This window comes from Streptomyces sp. NPDC048461 (genome assembly GCF_055587105.1).
In genome coordinates this window covers 50,994-62,568 of record NZ_JBVJGW010000035.1, presented here as the reverse complement: position 1 = coordinate 62,568, position 11,575 = coordinate 50,994, and the positions used below count along the sequence as shown (strand labels likewise).

Genomic DNA, 11,575 nt, shown 5'->3' with positions numbered 1-11,575 from the left:
GGGCGCTCCACCACCCGGCAAACCCCCGCGCCCCTCCCCACCCCCCGGGTGTATCCCCCCCGGGGGGGGGGGGGGGGGGGGGCCCCCCGCCCCCCCCCCCCCCCGCTCCCGCGGCGGCGAACCGGCCCCGCGCCGGCCGGCGGGCACGGCATACTCGGGGCATGGCTGACACCACCGCGGTCGAACTCGACACCGACGTCCACGATCGGCTCGCCGCGCTCGCCGCGGCACGCGGCCTGAGCCTGCCGGACTACCTCGCCGAGCTGGCGGCGGCCCAGGAGCACGAGGCCGGACTGGCCCGCGCCGCGCGGTCCTTCGAGCGGGCGGTCGAACGGCCGGGATTCCGCGAGGGGTTCGCCCGCGACTTCGGCCCCGGCGGCGCGAACACCCGGGCGGCCTGAGGGCTGTCCCGGAATCCCCGGTGGAGCGCGCGGCGCCAGATGCGGTACGTCCTTGCGCTGTCGGATCGTCCCGGCCTGCGGGGAAACGTGCTTCTCGGCTCGTCGCCGCGTTCATGCGGGCGCTGGGGGGCGCGTTTCCTCGCGCACCGGATCGCCGGCCCGGAACACCGGCCCAAGCCGTACGTCTGGATCAGGGCCGCGGACGAGACCCTCGAACGCCTCGCCTCATATCGCCGGGCATCCACGGGGCACGGTCGGCCAGGCAACCGCCCGTGCGGGGCGGGCGGGCCCGCGCCGCCCTCGCCGAGCAGCGTGGCGCCCACGGCGCCCCGCGCGTCCGGCTCACCGCCCTCACCCTCTTAGACCGTGGCCCGGCAGCGCACAGCCTGGCCTCTTGGATGCGGCGTGATCGAGCCACCCTTCTCCCACCTGGCCGGCTCGGCACGATTAGAGTGTGCCCGTGACCGAGCAAAATCCGGAACTCATCGCCGGCCGGTACCAGCTGGTCGAACGCATCGGCCAGGGGGGTATGGGCCGGGTCTGGCGCGGGCTCGACCAGCACCTCTTCGGACGCGAAGTCGCCGTCAAGGAGATTCTCTTCCCTCCGGGCATGGACGACGGCGACCGTGCCGCGCTGCTTCGGCGGTTCACCAGTGAGGCGCGCGCAGCGGTCACTCTCAGCCACCCGGGGATCATCACCGTCCACGATGTCGTGGACCACCACGGCGCCCCCGTCATCGTCATGGAGTTGATCCGCGGACAGTCCCTGGCGTCCGCCATTCGCAGCCAGGGCCGGCTGTCGGTACGACGGGTGGCCGAGATCGGCGCCGCCGTGCTCGACGCTCTGGTCGAGGCACACGAGGCGCGGATCGTTCACCGCGACGTCAAACCGGACAACGTTCTGCTGACCAAGGACCGCGTCGTCCTGACCGACTTCGGCATAGCCCACCTCGCGGACGCGACGACCAAGCTGAGCCACAGCGGGATCGTCATCGGTACGCCGCACTACATGCCGCCGGAGCAACTGGAGGGCAAGCGCCCGACCCCCGCCAACGACCTCTGGGCGCTCGGCGCCACCCTCTACCACGCCGTTGAAGGGCAACCTCCGTTCGAGGCAGAGGGACTCCACGCCCTGGCGGTGGCCGTGTTCACCCGCCCGTACCGGACTCCGCTGCACGCCGGCCCTCTGGCCCCCGTGTTGGACGCGCTCCTCACCAAGGACCCCGCTCAGCGCGTGAGCGCCGCGGAAGCGGCCGAGATGCTGGCGTCAGTGCTGCGGTCCAGCCCGCCCCGGGCCGACGACGTGCCGGTGAACGGACCTGAGACGCAGGGGCCCGCCACGAGCCCGAGCCCCGCGCCCGATCCGAGGACGGCACCCGTCCCGGCACCGGACGCGACGGAGCAGGTTTCCGTCGCGCCCACCATGGAGTTGCCTCCGTCGACGACGCCGCCACCACGGACCCCCACCGCCGTGGACCCCGGCGCGCGCCGCCGCACCCGGCAAGACAGCACGACGGAGGGCCAGACCGGGCCGCCCGTACCCCTGCCTCCGGCCGAGGACCCGATCGAAACCGGAACGGCGGCCGGGGCGGGGCACGGCCGACGGCAGGCCGTCGCCCGGCGAACCCTGGTCCTGGGCGCGGTACTGGCCACGCTCGTCACGGGATCCGCCCTGACCTGGACCCTCACCCGCGATGAAGACGCGCCTCGCGGCCGCGAGGCGGCCGGGGGCTCAGGTGCTTCCTCCGTCACGGTGGTGATCGGGGTGGATGCGCCGCTGAGTGGCGGACTGTCCGCCCTGGGCGTCGGAATCAGGAACTCCGCCGACCTGGCCGCCAAGACCGCCAACGAATCCCGGTACGTACCCGGTGTGACCTTCGAGGTCAAAACCCTGGACGACGGGTCCGACCCGGCCAAGGGCGAATCCAACGCCGCCCAGTTCGTGTCCGATGAGAAGCTGCTGGGGGTCGTCGGCCCCCTCAACTCCGGAGTCGCCAAGACCCTCGTCCCGCCGCTCCATCGGGCGGACGTCGTGACGGTGTCACCGGGCAATACCGATCCCGCGCTGACGCTCGGCCCCGACTGGGCCGCGGGCACCCGGTCCCGTCCGCACTCCACCTACTTCCGCACCGTCGCCACCGACGTGCACCAGGGTCCGTTCGCAGCCCGTTACCTGTACGGCAAAGCCAAGAAGACCAAGCTCTACGTCGTCGACGACGCGAGCACCCACGGCACTGCCCTCGCCTCCGGCCTCACGACCGAGTTCACCAAGCTGGGCGGCACCATCGTGGGGACCGAGCAGGTCGATCCCGCAGAACGCGCCTTCGCGGGCCTCGCCGACAGGGTACGGTCCTCGGGTGCCGAAGCCGTCTACTTCGGCGGCTACCACGACACCGCGGCGCCGATCTCCCAGCAGCTCAAGCAAGCGGGCGTGAACGTGCCCCTGATGGGCGGCGACGGCATCTTCGACCAGCAGTACCTCACGGCGAACCCGCAGGCGGACGGGGACCTCGCGACCAACATCGGGGCACCCGCCGAGGAGTCGGCAGCGGGGCGCGACTTCCTGGCCCGGTACGGCAAGGCGGGCTACCCGGAGGCGGCCGGCTGGTACGGCCCCTACGCATACGACGCGGCCTGGACGCTCATCGAGGCGGTGAGGGCCCTCGTGAAGGCCAATGGCGGCGTCCTCCCCCAGGATGCGCGGGCGAAACTCCCGCAGGCCGTGGCCCGTTCCGCCTTTGACGGTGTCACGGGCAGTGTCGCCTTCGACGGGGCCGGCGACACGGTCAACCACAGCGTCACGGCATACGCCGTGGATGACGGCACCTGGGTGACCGCGCCGAGCGGGGGCGTCGCCCCCCGGTGATGCCCGCCTTCGCCACACTCCCCGTCCAAGCCGTTGCACAGGCTGAACATCAAAGCCCGGCCGGAGTACCCGTACCGCTTCCCGACCGCCCGGTCCTCCCACGGGCCGCAAGCACCCCCCAGAGCATGACCGAAAGTGAGCTGTAGAGTTCCGCGGACCTGCGGCAGTCACCGGACGGCCGTGCGTTCACGGAGGCTGTCGAAGGATGAGTCTGGGCATATCCGCGGCCGACAAGAAGCCCCGCCGGCTCGCGGCCCTCGACGGCGTTCGGATCCTGGCCGCACTGGGCGTGGTGTTCTACCACTACGTCGCCCTGGACAGCGCCTGGGGGCGGCCGGCCTCGGCCGTCTTCCCCGGCCTCCAGCCCTTCGCCGTCTACGGCTGGCTCGGTGTCGAGGTCTTCTTCCTCGTCAGCGGCTTCGTCATCTGCATGAGCGTCTGGGGCCGCACCCTCGGGGACTTCGCGGTCTCGCGGATCTCCCGGCTCTTCCCCGCCTACTGGGCGGGCATCGCGTTCACCGCCCTCGTCCTGTGGACCTGGCCGGAGGTGCGCCCGCTGAAGCCGCTCGCGGACGTCGTGGTGAACCTCTCCATGCTCCAGGGCGGCGTCGGCGTCCCGAACGTCGACGACGCCTACTGGACCCTCTTCGTCGAGCTCAAGTTCTACGTCCTGTTCGCGCTCGTCGTCCTGCGCGGGGTGACCTACCGCAACTGCGTGCTCTTCTGCGGGTTCTGGACCGTGGCCGGCGTCGTGGCCCCCACCGCCGAGAGCACCGCGCTGTACTTCCTCGCGATCCCCTCGTACTCCCCGTACTTCATGGCCGGCATCGCCTTCTACCTCATGCGCCGGTTCCGCCCGAACGCCGTCCTGTGGGTCGTCGTCGGCGTCCAGTTCCTGCTCGCACAGCACTACGTGCACGGCCGGATGATCTCCAGCCTCGGCCGAGCCGCCACCGACCGCACGCCCGCCTGGCCCGCGCACGTGATCATCGCGCTCGGCTTCCTCGTCATGGCGGCCATCGCCTTGGGCGCCCTCGACCGGGTCCAGTGGCGCTGGCTGCCGCACGCGGGCGCGGTCACGTACCCCTTCTACCTGATCCACATGATGGCCGGGCTCACCCTCATCAACCGGTTCCGCAACGACATCGCCCCCGGCCCGCTGGTCCTGGGCGTCACCGCCTTCATGCTGGCGCTCGCCTGGTGCATCCACCGGTTCGTCGAACGTCCACTGGGCCGCCTGCTGCGCGACGGCCTGCGCCGCGGGGTCCGGGACATCCGGGAGGGCACCCCCGGCCCGCAGGAGGGCCTCACCAGGATTCCGGCCCAGCCCGGCGCACCCGAGGCGGAACGGGTCCGTTCCGTCCGCTGACGTCGTGTCCCGCGTGCCGCCCGGGCCACCGCCGGACGCCCGCGTCCTCGGCCGTGACCCCGCTCGGGCATCGCCGGGAACGCGGCCCGGGGCGGGCGGGTCAGGGCATCTCGTCGGGGTCGCAGCTCGCCCGGCGCAGTCCGATCGTGCGCAGGGCCCGCATCAGCGCCTCGGAGTCCCCCTCGCGCACGATGTGCACGGCTCCGTCGACGGCGAGGGCGGACACCTCCGGGGGCACGCCCGCGGAGTGCCGCAGGACCACCCCGCCCGGCGGGTCCAGGGCGCGCACCCCGCGGAACACGTCGAGGACGTCCGGGGCGGCCGCGTCGAGACTGTGGAGACCGGCCGGCAGGGACATGACCGTGATGTCGGGCAGGAGCACGCGGGCGTGCGCGAGGGCCACCGCGGCGTCGTGGGCATGGGACACGACGCGGAAGTGCGGGTTGCGCTGGATGCCCGAGCGCAGCAGTTCCAGCTGCTCGCCCTCGGGCACGCCGACCACCAGGACCGTCATCATCTCCCCCATCCTGCGTCCCGGGGCGCCGCGGGGCGACCGGGGCCTCGGCGCCGGGCCCGTCCGACCGGCCGTGACCGCGCCGCCCGGCCGGGGTGCGGGTCAGCCCGCGGCCTGCCCGACCGCCGCGGCGGGCCGTACCGGTGCGGGAACCGGAGCCTGTGCCGGTTCAGGGGCCTGCGCCGGTTCCGGGGCCCGGCGGCCCGCCAGGAGGCGGGAGCGGCTCACCGTCCAGGCCGTCAGCGTGCGCACCAGGGCGGCGCGCACCTCCTCGCGGGTGAGCGCCGGCCCGCAGTGGGGCAGGCCCAGCGAGGACGCGAAGGGCAGCTCGCGCCCGAAGGCCAGGAACATCTCCGTGCGGTGGTGGAGGCGGGTGCGCGACGAGGAAGGGGGCAGGAGCATCCTGTGCGCCGCACCGACCGCGACCGGGCGGGGCGCGGAGGGACGGACCAGCCCCTGGTCGGCCGCGAAGTCGAGGCAGGCCTCGACGGCCTCCCGCACGGTCGGCGCCTGCGGGCCCGCGGTGAGCCAGTACTCCCCCTCGGTCACCCCGGCGCGGATCAGGGCGCCCGCGGCGCGGGCGACGTGGTCCTGCGGCACCAGGTCGACGGGGGCGTCCGGGTCACCGGGCAGGACGGGGACCCGGCCGAGGGCGAGCGCTCCCAGGACGCCGGCGATGCCCCCGGTTCCGGCGCAGCGACCGGTCGCGGAGTCGCCCAGGAGCACCGAGGGCCGCAGGACGACGCCGGGCACCGCGGCCTCGCGCACCGCCTGTTCGGCAGCCCGCTTGGACTCCAGGTAGGCGGCGGCGCCGGGGAAGCGCTCGCGGTCGCGCGGGTCCAGCTCACCGGCGACGTGGGCGGTGCTCACGTAGTGGACGGGGGCCCCGGCGCACACGGCGAGATCGAGCACGCGCCGGGTGCCCGACACGTTCGTACGCCGGATCTCGCCGGGCGACGCGCGCCAGTCGGTCTCGGCGGCGCAGTGCACGACCCCGTCGAGGCGGGCGACCAGCTCCTCCCGTACCGCGGGGAGCAGCCCCAGCCCGGGGGCGAGCAGGTCGCCATTGACCTCGCGGACCCGCGGGTCGCAGACCGGGTTGCTGCGCCGCAGGCAGACGAGGTCGTGGTCGTCGGCCAGCTCGTCGATCAGGGCCTGGCCGAGTACGCCCGCACCGCCCGTGAGCAGGAGCGTCGGGCGCGGTGCGGGGCGCGTGCGGGCGGGGGGCAGTGTCATGGGTGGTCCTTTCGCCGGGTGCGGTCGGTCCGTGGCGGGTGCGGCGGGCGGGCCGGGCGCGCGCTGCGGCGGTGTCACGGCACGGTCGGACGGTCACTTCTTGATCACGTCTGACACCCCAACGACCGGTTTCCGCCCGGGTCGCGGAAGTGATCACATGAACAGCCCTTTGGAGTAAGCACATTGCGCCGCCGCCCGACGCTCCCGCCCTGCGCACCGGGTGCGGCCCCGGCGCGCAGGGCTGCGGTTCAGCAGTCGAGCAGCCGACCGGCGGCCGGGCGGACCGGGCCCGGGCGCACCACGCGGCCCGCGTCCATCACGGCGGTACGGTCGCCCAGCGCGGCCGCGGCGGCGAGGTCGTGGGTGATGAACACCAGGGCGAGGCCGTCGCGTTCGCGGAGTCCGGCGAGGAGGTCGAGGACCGCGCCCCGGGCCGCCGGGTCCAGACCCGAGGTGATCTCGTCGCAGACGAGCACCCGCGGCCGGGCCAGCAGGGCCCGCGCCAGGGCGGCCCGCTGGAGCTCCCCGCCGGAGAGCTCCCCCGGGCGGCGGCCCGCCGAGGCGGCCGGCAGGCCCAGCGCCTCCACGGTGCGCCGGGCCAGGGCGTACGCGTCCGCGCGGTCGGCCCCGCGGAGGCGGACCGCCGTCCGCGCGACCTGGTCGAGGACCGGGCGGTGCTCGTCGAAGGCGGCCTTCGCGTCCTGGAAGACGTACTGCACGGCGGCGAGTTGAGCCCGGGTACGGGACCGCAGGCCGGCCGGCAGCGGTACGCCGTCGAGCAGGACCGCGCCCCGGTAGCCCGCGTGCAGCCCCGCGACGCACCTCCCGAGGGTGGTCTTGCCGCTGCCCGACCGGCCGACCAGCGCGAGGCACTCCCCCGTCGCCGCCGAGAGGCCGACGCCGTGCAGGACCTCCACGGCGCCCCGGCCGGTCCGGTGCACCGCCGTCAGGTCCCGGACCTCCAGGCGGGGAGGCCCCGCCGCGCGCTCCGGCGGCCGACGGTACGGGTGCGGCGGGGCCGCGGGCGGCGACGGCCGCGGCGGAGGGGGCGACGGCTGCGGCGGAAGGCGCGGCGGCACCTCGGCGGGCGGCGCGCCGAGCACCCTGTCCGCGGGGCCCCGGTCCACGACGCGGCCGGCCCGCAACACCACCACCTCGTCCGCCAACTCCCGCACGACGTCGTGGTCGTGGCTCAACAGGACGAGGGCGACCCCCTGCTGCGCGAGGGCCGCCAGCTCCCGTACGACGCCCCGCTTGGTGAGCGGGTCCAGTCCGGTCGTGGGCTCGTCCGCAACGATGACCCGGGCCCCGAAGAGCAGCGCCTGCGCGAGCACCACGCGTTGCTGCTGCCCGCCGGAGAGCTGGTGGGGAAAGCGCCGCACCACCTGCGCCGGATCCGCGAGCTGCGCGCGCAGCAGGGCCGCGTGGACGCGCTCGCGGACGGCCCGGCGACCGCCGCCGCCGCGGGCGGCGACGTCCCGCAGCAGCGCGCCGACGCGCCGGGCGGGGTGCAGGACGGCGGCCGGGTGCTGCGGTACGTAGCCGACGCCGCCCGGCAGGGTGCGTACGGTGCCCGTGACGCGGGCGCCCGGCGGGTACTCGCCGAGGAGGGCGAGCCCGGTGGTGGTCTTGCCGCTGCCGGAGGGGCCGACGAGGGCCGTCACCCGGCCGGCGCGCACCGTCAGGCTGACGCCGTCGACGACGGCGCGGCCACCGGTCTCGATCCGCAGGTCCCGTACGTCCACGAGGACGGTCACGGCCGTGCTCCCTTCCGGCGGCCGCCGCGCTGCAGGGCCGTGTCGAACAGCAGGTTGACGCCCGTCGACAGAGCGGCGACGAGCAGGGCGGGCACGATCACGGCCCAGGGCTGGAGGAACAGTCCGGTGCGGTTGCGGTCGACCATCACGGCCCAGTCGGAGGCGTCGGGCTGCACGCCGACCCCGAGGAACGCGGCGGTGGCCACCAGGTACAGGGCGCCGGTCAGCCGGATCCCGGCGTCGGCGGCCAGCGTGCGGCGCAGGGAACGGGCCACGTATCCGACGGCGGTGCCCCACCAGGACTCCCCCTGCATGCGCAGTGCTTCGACGGCGGGCCGGGAGGCGGCCTCGACTGCGGCCGCGTGCACCACCCGCGCCGCCTCCGGTACGGCGGCCAGGCCGACCAGCACGGTCAGCCCGGCCGGCCCGGGGGCGAAGGCCGCCGCGACCAGCAGGACCAGGAGCAGCGAGGGGACGGCGATCAGCACGTCCAGCGGCCGCATCAGTGCCTCCTCCAGCCAGGTCCGGCGGGTCAGCGCGGCGGCGAGGCCGACCGGCAGGGCGACGAGGTAGGCGAGCAGGGTCGCCCCGAGGGCCACGAGCACCACGGACCGGCCGCCGAGCAGCACCTGCCGCCAGACGTCGCGCCCGGTGAAGTCGGTGCCGAGCCAGTGGTCCGGTCCGCCGGAGAAGGAAACGGCCCGCGGGCCGGCCGGGCCGGCGAGCAGCGGTCCGAGGACGGCGAGCAGCAGCGGTACGGCGACCAGTGCGGCGCCGGGTGCGTACCGCGCCGCGCGGCGGATCGCGCGTCGTCCTCGGGGGCGGATCGTCCGGCCCGCTCCGGTGCGGTTCACGCGGCGACCTCCGAGCGGGGGGCGAAGCGGCGCGCGAGCAGGTCGGCGCCCAGGTTGGCCAGGACGGTGACGAGGCCGTAGACGACCGCGAGGCCCTGGACGACCGGTACGTCCCGGGCGGCGAGCGCGTCGATGAGGACGGTGCCGAGGCCGGGGACGACGAAGAGGGCCTCGACGACGATCACCCCGCCCAGCAGCCAGTCACAGGTGCGTGCCAGCTGCTGCCCGGCCGGCGCCAGCGCTCCCGGCAGGGCGTGGGCCCAGCGGACGCGGGAGCCGGAGAGCCCGTAGCGGCGGGCCTGGGCGACGTACGGCGAGGCCATGGCCTCGATCATCCCGGCGCGCACCAGACGGCTGAGGGTGCACACGGGCCGGGCCGTGAGGACGAGGACCGGCAGGACCAGCACGGCGGGGTTCCCGGTGACCGCGGTCCCGACGGCAGTGGCGGGCAGCCACCCGAGGTGCAGGGCGAAGACCGCGGCCAGCAGCACTCCGAGGGCGAACTCCGGTACCGAGTGCACGGCCACGGTGACGGCGCTGACGGCCCGGTCCACGGGGCCGCCCTCACGGCGGGCGGCGAGCATGCCGAGGCCGAGGGAGAGGGGGACGAGCAGGGCGAGGGTGGCGCCGGCGAGGAGCAGGGTGGGGCCGAGGCCGGAGGCCAGGTGCCCGGTGACGGGCCGGCCGGTGGCCAGGGAGGTGCCGAGGTCCCCGCGCGGCATGCCGGCGACCCACTCGAGGAACCGTTCGGCGGCGGGCCGGTCCAGGCGCATGGCCTCGCGGATGCGGGCGATGCGCTCGGGGTCGGGCTGGTCCCCCGCGAGGGCGACCGCCGCGTCACCGGGCAGCGCCTCCGCGAGGACGAAGACCAGCAGGACGACGGCCGCCGTCTGCCCCGCGCCGAGGAGCAGACGGCGGCCGGTCCAGGCGAGGCCGCCGGTCACGCGAGCCAGGTCCGGTCGAACCGCGCCCAGTCGAGGGTGTTGGCGGGGGCCGTCCGGGACACCCCGCGCACGGTGGGGGCGGTGGCGACGATCCAGTCGGCGAACCCCCAGATCAGGAAGCCGCCCTCGTCGTGCAGCCGGCGCTGCATCCGCTCGTACAGGGCGGTGCGCTGCTGCTCGTCCGGGGTGGACTGCGCCTGCTGGTAGAGGTCGTCGAAGTCCTGGTGGCGCCAGTGGGTGGCGTTGGTGGTGGACCCGGTGAGGAGGCGCTGGGAGACGTGGGACTCGATGGGCATGGCTCCGGAGCGGTAGGAGGCGAAGGTGCCGGAGGACTGGATGTCCTTCCAGTACGTCTCCTTGTTGCCGACCTTGACCTCGACGGTGACGCCGGCCCGGGCCGCCTGCTCCTTGAAGATCCCCGCGGCCTCGACGAACCCGGTGGCGGCGGGCGCGGTGTCCAGGGTCACCTTCAGGCCCTCGGCTCCGGCCTCCTTGAGCAGGGCGCGGGCCCGGTCGAGGTCCTGGGTGCGCTGCGGCAGCCCCGAGGCGTAGTAGCGGCACCCCTTGCCGAAGAGGTCGTTGCCGATCTCCCCGGCCCCGGAGAGGGCTCCGTCGACGAGCTCGCGGCGGTCGGCGATGAGCAGGAACGCCTGCCGGACCCGCTTGTCGTCGAAGGGCGGCCGGTCGGTCTTCATGACGAAGCCCTGCATGGAGCTGCCGGGGAGCCGTACGACGTCGATGCGGCCCTTGCCCTGGTGGGTGCGGGCGGTGGCCGGGTTCAGTTCGTGGGCGTACTCGACCTGGCCGCCGAGGAGGGCGTTGACCCGGGCGGACTCCTCGCCCGCGATGAGGAATTCGAGCTCGTCCAGGTGCGGTGCGCCGTCCCAGTGGTCGGGGTTGCGCCGGACGAGGAGACTGCTGCCGGGCGTGAAGGAGACGAACCGGAAGGGGCCCGATCCGACGGGCCGGTCGAAGGCGGTGGCGCCCCGGGGGACGACGTACGCGCCGAACGCGGCCAGGACGTTGGGGAATTCGGCGTACGGCCGCTTGAGGCGGAACTCGACGGTCGTGGCGTCCACGGCCCGGCTCGCGGCGAGGTCGATGGGCTCCAGGGAGGCCTTGGCCCGGAAGGTGCCCTTCGGGTCGGCGATCCTGCGGTAGCTGAAGAGGACGTCCTCGGCCGTGACGGGCCGCCCGTCGTGGAACGCGGCGGGGCGCAGGGTGATCCGCCAGGTGTCCAGCGCGGCGTTGGGCTCCCAGCCGGCGGCGAGGCGGGGTACCGGGGCGAGGTCGGCGCCGAAGTCGGCGAGCTTGTCGAAGAGGGCCTTGGCGCGGGCCGCGTCGACGAACAGGTTGGCCGCGTGCGGGTCCAGGGTCTCTCCCGCGCCGCCTCCGGCGAAGGCGGCGCGCAGCCTGCCGCCGCGGCGGGGCGTCCCGCCGTCCGGGGCCCGGTCGGCCGCCTGGCCGGAGCCCGTCCGGCAGCCGGCGGCGAGGGCGAGGGCTCCGGCGCCGCCGGCGAGGAGGAGGCTCCGGCGGGCGGGCCCGGAGGGGGCGGTGCGGTCGTGCGCAGCGTGCATGGCGGGCGGTCTCCGTTGCGGTGAGGGGGCTTCGTACGGTGCGGGACGGTGGGGAGC

At 75.1% G+C, this 11,575-nt stretch carries 9 protein-coding genes; 3 read left to right on the top strand and 6 right to left on the bottom strand.

All coding sequences use genetic code 11. The annotated features are described in order from the left end of the window. The first annotated feature begins 161 nt into the window (after window positions 1–161). The 3 genes from ACZ6S8_RS35865 to ACZ6S8_RS35855 all read left to right on the top strand — a co-directional run bounded on the left by ACZ6S8_RS35865 (window position 162) and on the right by ACZ6S8_RS35855 (window position 4,636). Entirely contained in the window at window positions 162–401 is a 240-nt protein-coding gene (locus tag ACZ6S8_RS35865; protein ID WP_469462135.1) for an antitoxin MazE7, read from the top strand. A 460-nt stretch (window positions 402–861) separates the two neighbouring features. After that, window positions 862–3,267: a bifunctional serine/threonine-protein kinase/ABC transporter substrate-binding protein gene (locus tag ACZ6S8_RS35860; RefSeq protein WP_469462133.1), complete on the top strand. Its 2,406-nt coding sequence runs from the start codon at window positions 862–864 to the stop codon at window positions 3,265–3,267. Window positions 3,268–3,472: 205 nt separating this feature from the next. Next, on the top strand, window positions 3,473–4,636 hold the full coding sequence (locus tag ACZ6S8_RS35855) for an acyltransferase family protein (protein ID WP_469462132.1): 1,164 nt from the start codon (window positions 3,473–3,475) through the stop codon (window positions 4,634–4,636). Between the two features lie 100 nt (window positions 4,637–4,736). Here the strand turns inward: ACZ6S8_RS35855 and ACZ6S8_RS35850 are convergent, their stop codons facing one another. The 6 genes from ACZ6S8_RS35850 to ACZ6S8_RS35825 form a co-directional block, all read right to left on the bottom strand. Then, a complete protein-coding gene (locus tag ACZ6S8_RS35850) occupies window positions 4,737–5,153 on the bottom strand; it encodes a response regulator (RefSeq protein ID WP_469462130.1) in 417 nt (138 codons plus the stop codon). Window positions 5,154–5,252: 99 nt separating this feature from the next. Then, on the bottom strand, window positions 5,253–6,386 hold the full coding sequence (locus ACZ6S8_RS35845) for an SDR family oxidoreductase (RefSeq protein WP_469462129.1): 1,134 nt from the start codon (window positions 6,384–6,386) through the stop codon (window positions 5,253–5,255). A 248-nt stretch (window positions 6,387–6,634) separates the two neighbouring features. Continuing rightward, window positions 6,635–8,143 (bottom strand): ABC transporter ATP-binding protein, encoded by a 1,509-nt coding sequence (locus tag ACZ6S8_RS35840; RefSeq protein ID WP_469462128.1) that lies wholly within the window; start codon window positions 8,141–8,143, stop codon window positions 6,635–6,637. Next, a complete protein-coding gene (locus ACZ6S8_RS35835) occupies window positions 8,140–8,970 on the bottom strand; it encodes an ABC transporter permease subunit (RefSeq protein ID WP_469462141.1) in 831 nt (276 codons plus the stop codon). Before ACZ6S8_RS35835 ends, ACZ6S8_RS35840 begins: the two co-directional genes overlap by 4 nt. A 23-nt stretch (window positions 8,971–8,993) precedes the next feature. Continuing rightward, window positions 8,994–9,950, bottom strand: coding sequence for an ABC transporter permease (locus ACZ6S8_RS35830; RefSeq protein ID WP_469462139.1), 957 nt, complete (start codon window positions 9,948–9,950; stop codon window positions 8,994–8,996). Next, window positions 9,938–11,518, bottom strand: a complete 1,581-nt coding sequence (locus ACZ6S8_RS35825; protein WP_469462127.1) for an ABC transporter substrate-binding protein — start codon at window positions 11,516–11,518, stop codon at window positions 9,938–9,940. Before ACZ6S8_RS35825 ends, ACZ6S8_RS35830 begins: the two co-directional genes overlap by 13 nt. Between the last annotated feature and the right edge of the window lie 57 nt (window positions 11,519–11,575).

Excerpts from the sequence above, each read along its gene's own strand:
- ACZ6S8_RS35865 (WP_469462135.1), top strand. The coding sequence starts at position 162 with ATGGCTGACACCACCGCGGTCGAACTCGACACCGACGTCCACGATCGG.
- ACZ6S8_RS35855 (WP_469462132.1), top strand. The coding sequence starts at position 3,473 with ATGAGTCTGGGCATATCCGCGGCCGACAAGAAGCCCCGCCGGCTCGCG.
- ACZ6S8_RS35850 (WP_469462130.1), bottom strand. The coding sequence starts at position 5,153 with ATGATGACGGTCCTGGTGGTCGGCGTGCCCGAGGGCGAGCAGCTGGAA.
- ACZ6S8_RS35845 (WP_469462129.1), bottom strand. The coding sequence starts at position 6,386 with ATGACACTGCCCCCCGCCCGCACGCGCCCCGCACCGCGCCCGACGCTC.
- ACZ6S8_RS35825 (WP_469462127.1), bottom strand. The coding sequence starts at position 11,518 with ATGCACGCTGCGCACGACCGCACCGCCCCCTCCGGGCCCGCCCGCCGG.